The following is a 15,638-nucleotide window of genomic DNA, read 5'->3' as shown; positions in this document are numbered from 1 at the left end:
GAACAAGCCATGATTAGACCGCATCCGGGCGCCGCTGGCAAAGGATGGTTGATCAGGCAATGGGTGACGAGAGGTCATCTGTCATGATGCTACACAAAAAAACCATGCTATTCGCCAGGAGCAAGGGCCCTGGATTTTCTGCTGCTTAACAGCGATGCAGTAAACACCGCTGGAAAACAGGCCAGCCAAAGATAGCATCCGGCACCGAATCCCAGCACTGTATAGTAACCATTATCACTGGGAATTGTCTTGATGCCAAAGGCTGTCAATGCCAGCGCAAAACCAAAAAAGGCGGCCACCTTTGCGGCACTTGGCTTCTCTTTCGAAAAGTACATGGCGAAAATAAGCAGCGGATTGGCAAACCAGGCAAAACTGCCGGACAACGGTCCTAGCCAGCCGAGCAATAACACGCCCACGCCCAGCCAGACTTCGTGGGAGTCCACCATTGCCGTCAAAAACAAGGATGCCACATACGCAACAACAGTAAGGGACAGCACGATGGCGGCGGCATCTTTGCCAAGTAATTTTTGATATTTCACAGGTTTTCGATGGCACGACTGGTGAAGCAGGACGATGATAAATTAACTAGAAGCAATACCAATCTCCTTACGATTTTAGCAGGACACAGCCGGCTTCACACCACAGCCGCAGCCCTGTGCGGCAAATGCCGAAAACAGGACGCCATGGAGAATACCAAATTACCGAAACGAAACATGCGCACATTATCACGAACATCTGGCTGTCGCCGATACGAAAAGTCAGCGTGCGCCTTCCGCTTCCCGCAGCGGCAGCAGGAAGGCGCCAACACCAATTGCCAACCTTAGAACTTCAGCTGCAACCCCAGATCAATCGACCGGCCCTCGGCCGGCAAGGCTTGCAGCGCCCCGCCGTTCGCCTTCAAGCCCGACAAATACACGCCACCGAGCGGGTCCGCATACGCGCGGTTGAACACGTTGCTCACGCCCGCGCTCAGGCTGGCCATCTTGCTCAATGCCACGCTGCTGCGCAGGTTGACGAGGGCATAGCCGCCCGTTTCCGGTTCGAAGCGGCGCGCATCGACCTTGTCCTTGCGGGCAACGATCTTCGTTTCGATGCGGCTGCTCCAGGCGCCCAGCTTGTGCTCGACGGCCAGCAAGGCGTTGAACGGCATCATGCGGTACAGGTCGCCGCCATCGCTGCGCTTGCCCCGCGTGTATGCGGCGTTGCCGCTGGCCGTGAAATTGCCCCAGCGCGCGCTGCGCACCAAAGGCAGCTGCCATGCCAGATTCACGCCATACAGCTTGGCGTCGTGGTTGGCGAAGCGCAGCAAGTTGCCGTTCGCGCCCATTTTCATGTATGGGTGGAAAGACGCCAGCACGTCGACGTCGATGTAATTGTCAACCTTGCTGTAGTAAGGATTCAGACGCACGAACCAGCCCTCCTCGCCGCCGCCATGCCAGTCGGCCGTCAACGCCGCCGTGTAAGCCGTCTCGGGCTTGAGGTCGATATTGCCCACATAGCCGTTGCCGTCGCCAAACCAGTTAGTCATGGTCATGGCCATCGAGCCGCGGCCCCACGAGTAGCGCTCGTACAGATTCGGCGAGCGCACCTTGCGCGCCAGCGCGAATTCATAGCTGCTGGCCGTGTCCGGCGTGAAGGTGGCTTGCGCCGTGGCATCGATATTCGTGTCGCGCTGGCTGCGGCTGCGCGCATTGAAGGCCCTGGCGGCCATCAGGTCCGGCATGTTCATCATGTTGGTGCCGTACGATTGCACGTCGCCCGACTCCATGCGCACGGATTCGCCGCGCAAGCCCAGCACGCTGCTCCAGCGCGCATCGTGCCGCGTTGCCAGCTCGCCAAACAGCACGGTGCGGTCGCGCTTGCCGTCGTTGATGTTCAGATAGGTGCGCGGCCCCATCATCATGGAACCGGGCACGGCCGGCCAATAGTCGTCGAGACGGAAGCCGTGCCATTCCTGGCCCAGGCGCAACTCGCCCGCAGCGGTGGGCAAGCTGGCCATCAGCGCATAGCCCGTGTTGCGCCCATGCGTGAGCATCGGCATCGTGCCCTTGCGCTCGGGCGAGAAAAAGCCCATTTCATGATCCGTCTGTTGCCAGTAGGCACGCGCATCAAACACGCCCCAGCCGAACTCGCCTTTATAAGCGAGATTGGCGAACTGGCCGTGGTTATCCGTCATGTCCATGTACTGGTTCGGAAAACCCTGGTACGGGATGTGCTGCACGCCGGCGCGCAGAGTCAGCTGCTGGCCCTGGCCTTTCGCCGCCAGCACGATGGCCTGGTTGATGCTCTCGAACATGCTTCCCAGCACCTTGTTGCCGTGACCATCGTCATAGCTGTGGCCGCGCGTGTAAGCACCGCTGTAGCCGATGCTGAGCATATCGCTGGCGGCAGAGGCATTCACGCTGGTCGCCACGCTGTTGTTGACGCTGCGTCCCGAGACGGCAAAGCTGCCTTGCGTCAACAGCGCAGCGCCGGCCTGGGCAAACACGGGCGCGTTCGATTGGACCTCGATGGTGCCGCCTATGCTGTCGCCGCCCGCGCTGACGGGCGTCACGCCCGCGATCAGGCGGATGCGCTGCACCTGCTGCGGGTCGATATAGGACAGCGGCGCATTCATGTGATTGGCGCAGGCCGATGTCAGTTCCATGCCATCGATGCGAATCTTGATGCGGTCATCGGCGAAACCATTGACAACTGGCAAGCCGGACACGCCGCCACCGGCCGCCACGCTGTAGCCGGGCGTGCTACTGAGCATCAGCGCCGTGTCGGCGGCGGCACGGTAGCCTTCCTTGAGGCCCGTGACGATGACTTTCATTTCGGGCAAAACATCTTCAGTGCGCGTTTGCGCCACGGCGGGCATGGCGATGGCGAGGGAAATCAATAACGGTAAATGTTTCATGGTGCTGCTTTCAGATTCTGTAGAGGTAAGACGAACGGACGCAAGCGCGCGGCGCAAGGCAGTTCAGGGAAAGGACAGATCAGAAAGTGGCGGGCGGGCCGCGGGGCTGGACGGGCGTCCAGGCGAACAGCGGCGTGGCGGATTGGTAGAACAGCAGGGGCAGCAAGCCCGTGAGGATTTCTCCGGAAGCGAGCACGAGGGTCGTTGGGGGAATATCGAGGGTGGCCGCATGCATGCTGCAGCACGGGCAATCGCCCATGCGCATGCTGCCCTTGGAGGTATCGGGCGCATCCGTAGAGAATGTTGCCGGCAGCATGGTCATGCCGCCGGCCACCGAGCAGATTTCCAGGCTGGGCACTGCCAGGCCGCTGGCGACCGTCAGCGCGCGCGACACCGTAGGGGCGAGCGTGGCCAGGAAGATGGCGATACACGCGATCCACAGGACGATGCTAGCCTTGCCTTTGCTGATGAACATGGCAATATTGTATCAGGGCAAGCACCCTGCGCACAGGGCGCAGGTCAAACCTGACTTACAACGCCTAACAAAACCGTAGCGAGCGGAAGGAAGAGGTGGCTGAGAAGCGCAACCGTGCTTGAGCACGGTGAGCATCGCAGGCCGCCTATACCGACGCGCAGTAGGTTTTGATAGGCGTTCTTACAAATCCACCTTCATCGACAGCTTAATGGCGCGCGGCGCGCCGGACGCCAGGCGCGTGCCGGCGCCGGCCCAATAGCGCTTGTCGGCAAGATTTTCCAGGTTCAGTTGCCACACGACAGACTTGTTCATTACCGTGCTGGCATAGCGGGCGCCCGCGCTGAACAGGCTCACCCCGCCCAGGAATGCCTGGTTCAGGTCGTTGACGGGACGGGCGCTGTAATAATACGCACCGCCGTTGACGGACAAGCCCGGCACGCCATCAAACGCGTAAGCCAAAAAGGCGCTGGCAGTGCGCTTCGAGGCGTTTTCCGGCGCCTTGCCGTTGTAGTCGGCGTTGATGTGGGCAAACTTGGGATCGAGAAACTGGGCCGACGTCTGCCACGACAGCTGGCGCGTCAGCTTGCCCTGCGTCGACAGTTCCAGGCCGCGGTAGCGCTGTTCGCCGTCCGAGGTGAACACATTGCTGGCGTTGGTGTAATAGCCGGGGCGCGTGATGTCGAACAGCGCAGCGGAGAGCAAGGTGCCGTTCGGCGTCAGCCAGCGCGCGCCCAATTCTTTCTGCTTGCTCACACCGGGCGCCATCTTGACGCCCTGGTTGAGGGTGCCCGTCGGGCCAGTCTCGCCCTCTTCCAGCCCACGCGCCGTGGACGCGTAGAACGACAGTTCGGGCGTGGCCTTGTAGATCAATGACGCCATCGGCGTCGTCTTGCTGACGTCATAGTGGCTGGCGCCCTGGTCGCTCTGGTAGCTGCTGCGACGCACACCGATGACGCTTTGCCATTGCGGGCTGAAGACCATGCGGTCGAGCGCGTACAAGCCCGTGTCGCGCGTATCGAGCGCAGCCGTCGTCGGCGAAGTCGGCTTGGGACCGAACACGACATTCGTCACAGGCACAGGGTTGTACAGGTTTTGCGAAGCAATCGTATAGTTGCTCTGATAAATCGGATCTTGCGACTTGTTCGTGCGCGAAGCACCCAGGGTCAGTTCGTGGGCGATGAAACCCGTGTTGAAGTTGCCGGCCAGTTCAAAGCGCAGCAAGTCCGACGCCATCACGCTGTGCTGGATATTGCCCGTGATGCGCCCCGCCCCCGTGGCCAGCGCCGCCGCATTGTTCAAGCGAAAGATCGCCAGGCGGCGGTCGCGCGCCGTTTCCGAGTGGCCCGCTTCCACCGTCAAGGCCCAGCCATCCGCGATGGCATAGTCGGCGCGCAATTGCGCATTTTTCGTTTGCGCTTCGAAGGCCGACCAGTCCGGGCCAATCAGCTGGCGCGGATCGACGGCACGCGGCAAGGCAATCACGCCTTTCACAGCGGCCGGCAAGGCCACGCCCGCCTGCTCCGTCACCTTGCGGCGCTCGTATTCCAGGTCAGCTTTCAGCAGCAGCTTGTTCGTCACGCGCCAGTCCAGCGCCGTGGACAGGAAACGGCGATTGCCGTTGCCAACATTATCCAGGTAAGAACCCAGGGTGCCGCCAGCCGCGTTGATGCGCACGCCGAATTCTTGCTGCGCGCCAAAGCGGCGGCCCAAGTCGACATTCGCCACGGCACTGCCACGGTCATCGAGGCTCAAGCCCATGCTGGTGACGGGCTTGCTGCCGGCCCGCTTGCTGACGAAGTTGACCACACCGGCCGGCGAGGTAAAGCCGTAGTACAGGGCCGAGGCGCCCTTCAGCACTTCCACCCGTTCCTTGTTTTCCATGGGCACTTGCGAGAAGTTCATGATGGGCATGGAACCGTTGAGGCGGTAATTCGTGCGGTTTTCCACGGCAATGCCGCGTATCACCAATTGATCCCACGTTTCGCCGCCATTTTGCTGGCGCGTCACGCCCGCCGTATTGCGCACGGCGTCGTACAGGCCGGAGACGGCTTGCTGCTCCAGCAATTCGCGCGTGATCACGTTGACGGTCGATGGCACGTCCATGATGCTGGCGCCACGAAAACTGCCCGCCTCCGTGGTGACAGGCACCAGGCCTTGCGCGCGCGCCCCCGTCACCTGCACGGCGTGCATGACTTTCGCATCGCCAGCCGTCAAGTCATCCTGGCCGCTGGCCACATTCGCTGCACTGGCCGCGTGGGAAGCGAAGGCTAACGAGAGAGCGGCGGCCACTGGAAGTAGTTGCAAGGAGGGGAAAGCTGCGCGCATAAAAACAAGTCTTTCAACAAAAAACAGTGATAGAAGGAAACTTCAAGTTACGCTCATGATAACTGTAACGAGAATCATTCGCAATAAATAAGTGACAATTCGTGAGAATGTGCGAATTTCACAAGATAAACAGTGCGCCCGGCAGCCTGTTATCACATGAACACGTTTGGATTTTGCAGACGAGGCCGCAAAAAGGCATACTGACAGTCACGGCACGCAGGATGTGCCGCCCAACAAGATCAAAAGGTAAGTTCGTGAACACAATCGACAAAAAAAGCGTGCAGACGAAAACATTTCGCTGGAAACGCTGGCAGCGCTGGGCCGTTGGCACAGGCTGCGCCCTGGCCGCCTACAGCGCGGCCGGCTTCTGGCTGGTGCCCTACGTCATTAAAAACCAGTTACCCAAATTTGCTGAAAAGGAATTGTCGCGCCAGGCCAGCATCGCCGACGTGCGCTTCAACCCCTTCACCTTGCGCCTGGAAGCGGACCAGATCGCTTTCAAGGAAGCGGCCAGCGCAGATGGCAAGAGCGATGCGCCGCTGCTATCCATCGGTGCGCTAGCCGTGCAGCTGGAATGGAAATCCATCGTACGCCGCGCCTGGAGCCTGGCGGAAATCCGCATCACGGCACCACAGGCTCATTTGACCATCACGCCAGAGGGCAAATTCAACCTGGCCGAAGTGCTGGCCACCTGGCAACGCAATCACCCGGAAAAGAGCGACGGCGGCATGCCGCGCCTCGTCATCGCCCATTTTGCGCTGGAACAAGGCAAAGTGGATTGGCAAGACCAGAAGGCGGGCTACGCGGACAATTTTACGCCGATCAACTTTACGCTCGACAATATCTCGACCTTGCCCGACGCCAACGGCAGCTACAGCCTGAGCGCCGACGCAGCGCGCGGCGGCAAGCTGCACTGGCGCGGCACGGCCTCGCTCAGCCCTATCCGCGGTGAAGGCGAACTGATACTGAACGACGCTTCCCTGCCCGGTCTGGCCGCGTATCTGAAAGCGTACACGCGCGCGACCGTCGCCAGTGGCAAGTTGTCGGCACGCCTGCCCTACGCCTTTTCGTATGCCGATGGCACGCTGCAAGCAACCGTCAAAGGCGCCGGCCTGGCCTTGCGCGACCTGGCATTGGCACAAGACGGCAAGGGCGCACCGTTTACCTCGCTGAGCACCCTGGGCATCGCCGGCGTGAACGTGGACCTGGCGCGCCAGAACGTCACCGTGGATAAAGTCAATCTGTACGGCGGCAAGGTGGCCGTGCGGCGCGACAGCAAGGGCGAGATCGACGTGGCGAACCTGATGCTGCCGGGCAATCCCGCACCGGCAGCATCGGCAGCATCCGCACCAGCCAAGCCTGGCAAGTGGAAAGTGGACTTGCATCAGCTGGTGCTGGCCAATGTGGACGTGTCCGCCATTGATGAAACCGTCTCGCCGGCCCTGCAATTGAGCGCAAAACAGTTGCAACTGCAGCTGCAGCTGGGCTTGCAGCAAGGTCCCGCGGGCATGGCTACCGTGATCGACGGCGCGAATATCAGCCTGGCGGATCTGGCCATGCAGCGCGGCGCGCAAACGCCGTTCAAGCTGGCCCAACTGGGCGTTACGGAAGGCAAGATCGACCTGGCGGCGCGTACCGTGCACCTGGGCGCGCTGACAGCCAGCGGCGCGCAGATCGATCTGGCGCGCAATCGCCAGGGAGAGTTTGCGATTGCGCAAAAGCTGCCCGTATTTGCCTCCGGCAAAGCCGACGCAAACAAGGATGCACCATCCGCGCCATGGTCCACCAGCATCGCCAAGGTGGAACTGAGCAAGTTCGGCGCCCGTTTCGATGATGCGGGCACCGGCATCAAGGGCACGCTGCAGGATGCCCGCCTGTCCCTGCGCAACGTCAGCAACGATATGAAACAGGCGCTGCCTTTCGAGCTGGGCGTGGGCTTGCGCGAAGGCGGCTTATTGACGGCCAAGGGGAAGTTCGTGCCGGGCACGGGCGCCGTCGATGCACAATTGAACCTGAAGCAGCTGACCCTGGCACCGGTGCAACCGCTGCTGGCACAGCATATCAAACTGAAGCTGGCGGGCGGCACCCTCTCCGGTAGCGGTCGCCTGACGACGGGCGGCGGCGCGCCGAAAGCGCCGAAAGTGCGCTATGTGGGCGGCGTGGATATCGCCGGCCTGGTGCTCAATGAAACGGATGGCAAGCGCTTTGCCTCGTGGAAAAGCGTGCGTGCCGACAAGCTGACGGCCAGCGTGGGACCCGACTTTGTCGACATCCCTGAACTGCGCGTGGTGGAGCCGAACGCCCAGCTGATCATCGAAAACGACCGCAGCCTGAACGCGCAACGCTTGCTGGTGAAGGCGCCGGAGCCAGCAACGGCACCCGCCCCGGTCACGGCAGCGGCCGCCACGCAAGCGCCGGACGCCGCCTTCCCCGTGCGCGTGCGCCGCGTGCGCCTGCAAAACGCCAAGCTGGACTTTGCCGACCTGAGCCTGCGGCCCCAGTTCGCCGCCAAGATTTATGAACTCAACGGCGTCATCACGGGCCTGTCGACGAAACGCGATGCGCGCAGCCAGATTGAACTCGACGGCCGCATCGACGAGTTCGGCCTGGCCCGCGTGCGTGGCCAGCTGAACCCGTTCGCACCCACCGACAACACGGACTTGAACGTGGTCTTCAAGAACGTCGACATGGTCTCCGCCTCGCCGTACACGATGAAGTTCGCCGGCTACAAAGTGGCGGAAGGCAAGATTTCGCTGGACTTGCAATACAAGGTGCGCAACCGCCAGCTCGACGGCACCAACCAGATCGTGCTCGACAAGCTGACCCTGGGCGAGCGCATCGACAGCCCGGACGCCTTGAAACTGCCTTTGGAACTGGCACTGGCCATCCTCAAGGATAGCGACGGGCGCATCGACCTCGGTCTGCCCGTGTCGGGCGACATGAACGACCCGCAATTCAGCTATGGCGCGCTGATCTGGAAAGCCGTGGGCAATGTGCTGACGAAAATCGTCACGGCGCCGTTCCGCGCGCTGGGCAACTTGCTGGGCATCAGTGCCGACAAGCTCGAAGCCATCGACTTCGATGCGGGCAGCGCCGTGCTACTGCCGCCCGAGCGGGAAAAGCTCAAGCAAGTGGCGCAAATCCTGGCCAAGCGCGAACAGCTGAAGCTGGCCGTGCCGGGCCAGTACAGCGACACGGATGCGGCCGCCCTGCGCGCCCAGGCCGTGCGCCGCGCCGTCGCCGGCAAGGCCGGCATCAAGCTCGAAGCGGGCGAAGAACCGGGACCATTGAACCTGGGCGAACGCAAGATACGGGGCGCTCTGCGCGAGCTGTACGGCGAGCGCTTCGGCAAGGCCGAGCTGGACAAGCAGAAGAAGGCGGCGGAGTCGGCTGCGCCTGCGGCAGAAGCCGCCTCAGCTGCCGTCTCCGCTCCGGCTCCGGCAAAAATCCCCGTCCTGCAACGCTTGGGCAAGCTGATCGAGGGCGAGCAGCAAGTGGCCGACACGGGCGCGTTTTATAGCGGCTTGCGCGAACAGCTGGAAGCCAAACAGTCCTTGCCTGCCGACGCCTTGAGCAAGCTGGGCGCCCAGCGCAGCGCGGCGATCCTGGCCGCCCTGCAGCAGGACGGCACGCCAGCAGCCAGGGTCAGTGCTGGCGCGCCGGAAAAAACCGAGGCTGCGCCAGGCAAGCTGGTGGGGCTGAAGCTGGGATTGGCGGCGCAATAGGAAACTCTGGGGTCAGCCCCGCCGGGGGAATGCGTACCAATGGGCGCATTCCGATCGCGAAGCGCCTGACCCCGGCACTTTCCGGGTTACCCTCATCTTCCTATTTTTTCTTCTCCACAGCGTCATCCGGCAAGGCAAACGCCACCAGACTATCGCCCATCTTCGTGCCCAGCGAACCGTGGCCGCCGGCCATCACCACCACATATTGCCTGCCCGTCTTGTCGGAGACATAGCTCATCGGCGTGGCCTGGCCGCCGGCCGGCAAGCGGGCTTTCCACACGGTCTTGCCATTGCGCACGTCGTAGCCGCGGATGGTGTAGTCGAGCGTGCTGCTGAGGAAGGCCACGCCGCCGCCGGTGGTGCTGATGCCACCCAGGCTGGGCACGCCCAGCGGCAAGGCGATGGGCACGGGCGCGCTGTCGCGCGTGGTGCCATTCTTGTGCATCCACACTTTTTTCATGGTACGCAAGTCGACGGCGGCGATATAGCCCCAGGGCGGCGCCTGGCATGGGAAGCCCAGCGGCGACAGGAAGGGCTTGATTTCCACGGCAAACGGCACGCCCGTCTGCGGCTGCAAGCCCATTTCCGAACCCGTGCCGCCCTTCGCGTTGGCTTGGGCGCGCGGTACCAGGCGTTCCAGGAAGCCCATGTAGTCGGGGTTCACCAGCAGCAATTGACGCACGGGATCGACGGCCGCCCCACCCCACTCGAAGATGCCGAGCGGGCCCGGCGAAATGATGGCGCCCTTGATCTTGCCTTCAGCCACCGTTTGCGGCGTGAACGGGCCTTCGTAGCGGTGCTGGCGGAAGATGATGCGGCACGCCAGCTGGTCGAACGGCGTGGTGCCCCACATATCCGTTTCGCTGATGTGTTTCTCTGGCAGGAACGTCAATGCCGAAAATGGCTGCGTGGGCGACAAACGGTCGCCGGGAGCCGCGTTGGCCGTCGGCACGGGTTTTTCCGGCGCCGGCACGACCAGGCTGCCATCGCGCCGGTCGATCACATAGATATCGCCCCGCTTGGTGGTGGCGACCACGGACGGAACTCTGCCTTTTGGCGTGTCGATGTCGACCAGGGTGGGCTGGCCGCCGATATCCATGTCCCAGATATCGTGGTGCACGGTCTGGTACACCCAGCGTACTTTCCCGGTGACAAGATCGAGCGCGACGATGGCGCTATTGTATTTCTCGCCATGGGGATTGCGGTTGCCGCCCCACGTGTCGGGCGTTTCGTTGCCCATCGGGATGTACACCATGCCCAGCTTTTCATCCACGCTGGACACGCCCCAGGAATTGGGCGAATTGTTCGTGTAGGTTTTTCCCTCGGCAATCGGCGCCGTGTCGTCGGGGTTCGAGGCATCCCAATTCCACATCAGCTTGCCAGTGACGGGATCGTAACCACGGATCACGCCCGACGGCTCTTCTGTGGAAAAGTTGTCGGTCACGCTGGCCGCCATCACCACCACGTTTTGCGCCACGGCCGGCGGCGACGTGGGCATCAAGAAGCCACGCTTCTTCATGCCCATGCCGTGGTACAGGCCAATCACGCCATTTTCGCCAAAACTCTTGCACGCTTCGCCCGTATCCGCATTCACGGCGATCAGGGTGGCATCCATGGTGGGGGCGAAGATGCGGCGCGGGCATTCCATGGTGGCAGCTTCGGGGGCCGGGTCGCCCTTGGCGCGGCCCGCATTGACATCCCAGTACGCCACGCCACGGCAAATCATGTGCTGGTAGCTGGACGCGTCGCGGTTGATCTTCGGATCGTGGCGCCAGATCTCCTTGCCCGTGTCCGTATCCAGTGCAATGACGATGCTATGCGGCGTGCACAGGTACAGCATGCCGTTCACTTTCAGGGGTGTGACTTCGTTGGCGATCTCGTGCGGGTCGTTCGGCCCCTTGAAGTCGCCCGTGTGGTACACCCACGCCTGTTTCAGCTGCGCGGCGTTGGCCGGCGTGATCTGCGCGGCCGGCGCGTAGCGGTCGCCATAGCCGGAGCGGCCATACGCGGCCCAGTCGTTGGGCGCTACGCCGGGCGCGAAATCGCCTTGCGGCGCGGCCGCCATGTTCTCGGCCGGCACTTCGCCGTGCAAAGTGGTGTAATCCTGGAACAGCGAGAACACGCCCACGGCAGCGGTGGCCACCACGGCGGCGGCCAGGGCGCTCTTGCCCGCGTCGCGCGGTTTCGCACCGGCCGTCAACGGCGGATCGAGGCGGCGGTCGATGAAGGGCAGCAGCAGCCAGACGGCGGCGGCAAACCAGATATCGAGACGGGGCAGCAATTGCCACCAATCGAACTTCACTTCGATCACGGACCAGATCAGGGTGGCGAACAGCAGCAGCGCGAGAAACAGCTGGGCGCTGCGCCGCCCTTTCCACACCAGCGCACCGGAGACCAGCATGCCGATACCGGCCACGACGTAATACCAGGAACCGCCAAGGCTGACGAGCCAGGCGCCGCCCCCAAGGAGCGCCAGGCCCAGCAAGATGAAGATGACTGCGGTGATGATGAGCAAGGGTCCAGGCCGGGCAGAGGCAGTCATGATGCTCCTTTACAAGAGTCTATCGGTGGCACGCGCCTGCGCACCGTATTTGATGGCGATCAAGACGTTCCATTTTTTCACTATTTGGCCAAGCGTGGCACACGCCAGAACGCGCTATCCGCGCGGTGTTGCTTTTCAACACACCCCATCTTCCGCTCAGTCCGTTCTACATCGGCGACGTCAAAAAAACAAAATAAATCAAATAAATAACAAATATCTCGAATAAATCAAATTTTTATCGTAAAATGAAAACACAAATTCTGGCAAACAATTTTCCCAATTTTCAACCTTCACGTGGAGCGGCACCCATCATGACTATCGCCCAACGCCTGTATGCATTGATACTTGCCGTCGTCCTGGGACTGGCCGCCCTGGCCGGCATCAGCATCCATCAAATGGACCGCGTATACACGGCGGCCAGCTATGCCACCGTCAACACTGTTCCCAGCCTGCTGATCTTGAATCACGCTTTCGTTCCCTTCACGCAGATGCGCACGGCCGTCTGGCAGCATCTGGCCGCGAAAGACCCCGCCGTGCGCGACAAGCTCGAAGCGGGCATCAAGGAAGCGCGCGCAGCAGTCGGCCAGGCGCTCGACCAGTATGAAAAAGAAGCTATCACTGATGAACAGGACCGCGCGCTACTGGCCGCCGACCGTGCCGTCCTGCTGCGCTACGATGGCGTGCGCGACAAGGTACTGGCCTTGTCGAAGGCGGGCGAACTCGACGCGGCGCGCGACGTGCTGATGCAGAACCAGCCCATCATTAAGGAACTGGTCGACGCTTTTGCCGCCCACCACGGCTACAACGAAAAGCTGGGCAACATGGGCGCGGCCGAAGGCGCCGCCACCGCTGCCAGCGCGCGCTGGATTTCCATCAGTCTGGCCCTGGCCGTGACGGCACTGGTGACCGGCATGGGCTTGCTGCTGGCGCGGCGCATCGCCTCTTCGCTCAAGAATGCCATCGAGGTGGCTCACACCATCGCAGGCGGCGACCTCAGCGTGCAAATCAGCGCCACCTCCAAGGATGAAGTGGGACAACTGATGACAGCCATGGCCGAGATGAGCGAGAGCCTGGTGCGCATCGTCTCCGAAGTGCGCTCCGGCACGGAGACCATCAGCACGGCTTCGAGCGAGATCGCGGCAGGCAACCTGGACCTGTCGGCACGCACGGAACAGCAGGCCGGCTCGCTGGAAGAAACCGCCTCGGCCATGGAAGAACTGACGGCCACCGTGCGGCAAAACTCGGACAATGCCCGCCAGGCCAAGCAAATGGCCGTCAGCGCCTCGGACAAGGCGATGCGGGGCGGCGAGGTGATGGGCGACGTCATCCGCACCATGCAAGCGATCGACAGCTCGTCCAACAAGATCGCCGACATCATCAGCGTTATCGACGGCATCGCCTTCCAGACCAACATCCTGGCCCTGAATGCGGCCGTGGAAGCGGCGCGCGCAGGGGAACAAGGACGCGGTTTTGCCGTCGTGGCGACCGAAGTGCGCAACCTGGCACACCGTTCGGCGGCGGCCGCCAAGGAAATCAAGACACTCATCAGCGACTCCGTGGAACAGGTGGGACAAGGTGGCAAGCTGGTCCAGCAAGCCGGTGCGGCCATGACGGAAGTGGTCGACACGGTACGCAGCGTCACCGACATCGTCAGCGAAATCTCGGCCGCCAGCGCCGAGCAAAGCACGGGTATCGATGAAATCAACCGCGCCATCACGCAGATGGATGAAGTCACGCAGCAGAATGCGGCCCTGGTCGAAGAAGCGGCGGCGGCATCGCAATCGCTGCAGGAACAGGCGGGCAAGCTGGCCAGCGTGGTCGGCGCCTTCAAGCTGGCGCAGGGTCAGGCCAACGCGGCCCAGCAGAGCACGCAGGTGCGCCATGCCCCAGCCGCCCAGCCACCTGCAGCGCGCAAGGCGGCGCCGCTCAAGCTGGTCACCCAGCGCGACCCCGCTCCTGCCCGCGGCAAGGCAAGCGCCGGTGCCGGCGGTGACTGGGAAGAATTCTGAACCCCTCGTCATGCAGGCTCACCTGCATCGATGATCCCGGAGCATCGCCATGACATCCGTTGTCAACCACTCTCACTGCATGCAGGCATTGCCATGAACGCCTTCCTCTCGGTCCATCCTTACCTTCGTTGCGACGATGTCTCGCTGATGCGGCCGGCGCTGGCGCTGGCGGGCATGTTGCTGCTGCTGGCCGCCCTGCTCTGGCGCCGCCTCCGCTGGCGCCAGGCCGGCTGCGCACCGGCTGCCGATCTGCATCAGCAGCTGCAAACGCGCAGGGCCACCCAACCGGCCAAGGTGGCAGACACGGCGCCGCCGCCCGCGCCCGAGGCGCAGGACACGCCACCGTTCGAGCTGGACCGCCTGGATGCCATGTTTGGCTACGACCGATGCCTGCAGGGGGAGATTCTGGCCCTGTTCGTGGCCGAGACGCGCGACCGCCTGGCCGGCATCGCCCACGCACTGCGCTGCGAACGCCCCGCCCCGGCACGCGTGCTGGCACAGGAAATTGTCGACAGCAGCTACGCCATGGGACTGCTCCCACTGCAGACCCTGGCGCGCCAGGCCGTGCATGCGGGCTTTTCCAACGATATCGGCGCGCTGCGCCGCCTGCATGTGGAGCTGCTGATGGCGCTCGACGTACTGTCGCAAGCGGTCACGGCCCTGCAAACAGGCGCCGCGCAGGCGGATGACTGCAGCGGCATTGGGAGCCGGCCATGAATGCGCACATCGATCTGGCGAGCCTGCTCGGCGGCGCCATCCTGCCCTCGCCCGCCTGGCGGCGCCACTGGCTGGCGACGCTATGCCAGCAGCAGGTAGCGTTCGATGAGCTGGCCGAACAACTGGGCTGCGATCCGGCCCTGACCGGCAAGGTCATCGGCCTGGCGAATGCCGCCGTGCCAGCAGGCGAGCGCGTACATGTGGCAGTCGACGCCGCGATGCTGGCCGCCATCGGCCTGCCCGCCCTGCGCCAGGCGTTCGCCATCCCGGCCCTGCCAGCGGCCACGTGTGCGCACTTCGACGAGCAGCGATTCTGGTCGCACTCGCTGGCCATGGCCTGCGCCGCCCGCGTGACGGGCGATGCGCTGCAACTGGCACCGGCCAAAGAGCTGTATACTTGCGGCTTGCTGGCCAACATCGGCCAACTGGCCCTGGCCATGCTGCATCCGCAAGCGTATGGACAACTGCTGGGCCAGCATGGCGGCGCTGCCAGGGCGCTGCTGCTGTGCGAGGAAGCGCGGCGCTTCGGCCACCATCAACTGGCGCTGTCAGCCAGCCTCATGCGGGGCTGGGGCATGCCGGACATCCTGTGCGACGCCGTGCGATGCCATGCCGCGCCGCCCGGCTTCGGGCAGGCCGGACGCATGACAGAGCTGGCCTGGCTGCTGAAACTGGCCAGCAGTTTCGCCGACCTGATACTGCGCAATGGCGTGGGGCCGCGCGGGCCGGCCATGGCCGCCGCACGGGTACTGGGTCTGGATGCGGAACACCTGGAAACCCTGCTGCGCCACAGCAACGCAGAATGGAGTGAATGGCGCGAGATCCTGGAGCCGCAGGCCCATCTTGCCCTTTGCCGCACGGGCACCAGGGTCCGGCCCGCCGCACGGCAGGTTTTTAGTGAATTCATCTAATTTGTTGAAATTGATTTTTTGAGCGCGATTGCGTA

Annotated in this window: 9 protein-coding genes; 4 read left to right on the top strand and 5 right to left on the bottom strand. The window is 62.9% G+C overall.

Annotated elements, in window-relative coordinates; translation table 11 throughout:
• Positions 1-107 precede the first annotated feature (107 nt).
• The 4 genes from ACQ4WL_RS09975 to ACQ4WL_RS09960 all read right to left on the bottom strand — a co-directional run bounded on the left by ACQ4WL_RS09975 (position 108) and on the right by ACQ4WL_RS09960 (position 5,699).
• Complete coding sequence (locus ACQ4WL_RS09975; protein ID WP_436509561.1) at positions 108-539, bottom strand: hypothetical protein; 432 nt, start codon at positions 537-539, stop codon at positions 108-110.
• 281 nt (positions 540-820) lie between these two features.
• Positions 821-2,899 (bottom strand): TonB-dependent receptor, encoded by a 2,079-nt coding sequence (locus ACQ4WL_RS09970; RefSeq protein ID WP_436509560.1) that lies wholly within the window; start codon positions 2,897-2,899, stop codon positions 821-823.
• Positions 2,900-2,978: 79 nt separating this feature from the next.
• A complete protein-coding gene (locus ACQ4WL_RS09965; protein ID WP_436509559.1) occupies positions 2,979-3,374 on the bottom strand; it encodes a DUF2946 domain-containing protein in 396 nt (131 codons plus the stop codon).
• A gap of 180 nt (positions 3,375-3,554) precedes the next feature.
• The gene (locus ACQ4WL_RS09960; RefSeq protein ID WP_436509558.1) at positions 3,555-5,699 is read right to left on the bottom strand and encodes a TonB-dependent siderophore receptor; all 2,145 of its coding nucleotides are present in this window, start codon (positions 5,697-5,699) and stop codon (positions 3,555-3,557) included.
• Positions 5,700-5,953: 254 nt separating this feature from the next.
• On the opposite strand from ACQ4WL_RS09960, the gene ACQ4WL_RS09955 reads away from it, so the two are divergent.
• On the top strand, positions 5,954-9,424 hold the full coding sequence (locus ACQ4WL_RS09955; RefSeq protein ID WP_436509557.1) for a DUF748 domain-containing protein: 3,471 nt from the start codon (positions 5,954-5,956) through the stop codon (positions 9,422-9,424).
• 100 nt (positions 9,425-9,524) lie between these two features.
• On the opposite strand, the gene ACQ4WL_RS09950 is transcribed toward ACQ4WL_RS09955, so the two are convergent.
• A complete protein-coding gene (locus ACQ4WL_RS09950) occupies positions 9,525-11,966 on the bottom strand; it encodes a membrane-bound PQQ-dependent dehydrogenase, glucose/quinate/shikimate family (RefSeq protein WP_436509556.1) in 2,442 nt (813 codons plus the stop codon).
• Positions 11,967-12,277: 311 nt separating this feature from the next.
• Between ACQ4WL_RS09950 and ACQ4WL_RS09945 the strand changes: the two genes are divergently transcribed.
• The 3 genes from ACQ4WL_RS09945 to ACQ4WL_RS09935 all read left to right on the top strand — a co-directional run bounded on the left by ACQ4WL_RS09945 (position 12,278) and on the right by ACQ4WL_RS09935 (position 15,603).
• Positions 12,278-13,975 carry a methyl-accepting chemotaxis protein gene (locus ACQ4WL_RS09945; RefSeq protein WP_436509555.1) on the top strand — a complete coding sequence of 566 codons (1,698 nt, stop codon included), beginning with the start codon at positions 12,278-12,280 and terminating at the stop codon, positions 13,973-13,975.
• A 93-nt stretch (positions 13,976-14,068) separates the two neighbouring features.
• On the top strand, positions 14,069-14,692 hold the full coding sequence (locus ACQ4WL_RS09940) for a hypothetical protein (protein WP_436509554.1): 624 nt from the start codon (positions 14,069-14,071) through the stop codon (positions 14,690-14,692).
• Complete coding sequence (locus ACQ4WL_RS09935) at positions 14,689-15,603, top strand: HDOD domain-containing protein (RefSeq protein ID WP_436509553.1); 915 nt, start codon at positions 14,689-14,691, stop codon at positions 15,601-15,603. The genes ACQ4WL_RS09940 and ACQ4WL_RS09935 overlap by 4 nt, the downstream gene beginning before the upstream one ends.
• The last annotated feature ends 35 nt before the right edge of the window (positions 15,604-15,638 follow it).

Origin of the sequence: Janthinobacterium kochi, assembly GCF_051380715.1 — a bacterium.
Lineage (GTDB): Bacteria > Pseudomonadota > Gammaproteobacteria > Burkholderiales > Burkholderiaceae_D > Janthinobacterium.
Note: the sequence above shows the minus strand (reverse complement) of the source record. Positions and strands in the feature narration are given on the sequence as shown.

What these genes read in the sequence shown, in the direction of transcription:
- ACQ4WL_RS09960 (WP_436509558.1), bottom strand. Translation starts at nt 5,699, where the DNA reads ATGCGCGCAGCTTTCCCCTCCTTGCAACTACTTCCAGTGGCCGCCGCT.
- ACQ4WL_RS09940 (WP_436509554.1), top strand. Translation starts at nt 14,069, where the DNA reads ATGAACGCCTTCCTCTCGGTCCATCCTTACCTTCGTTGCGACGATGTC.
- ACQ4WL_RS09965 (WP_436509559.1), bottom strand. Translation starts at nt 3,374, where the DNA reads ATGTTCATCAGCAAAGGCAAGGCTAGCATCGTCCTGTGGATCGCGTGT.
- ACQ4WL_RS09950 (WP_436509556.1), bottom strand. Translation starts at nt 11,966, where the DNA reads ATGACTGCCTCTGCCCGGCCTGGACCCTTGCTCATCATCACCGCAGTC.
- ACQ4WL_RS09970 (WP_436509560.1), bottom strand. Translation starts at nt 2,899, where the DNA reads ATGAAACATTTACCGTTATTGATTTCCCTCGCCATCGCCATGCCCGCC.
- ACQ4WL_RS09945 (WP_436509555.1), top strand. Translation starts at nt 12,278, where the DNA reads ATGACTATCGCCCAACGCCTGTATGCATTGATACTTGCCGTCGTCCTG.
- ACQ4WL_RS09935 (WP_436509553.1), top strand. Translation starts at nt 14,689, where the DNA reads ATGAATGCGCACATCGATCTGGCGAGCCTGCTCGGCGGCGCCATCCTG.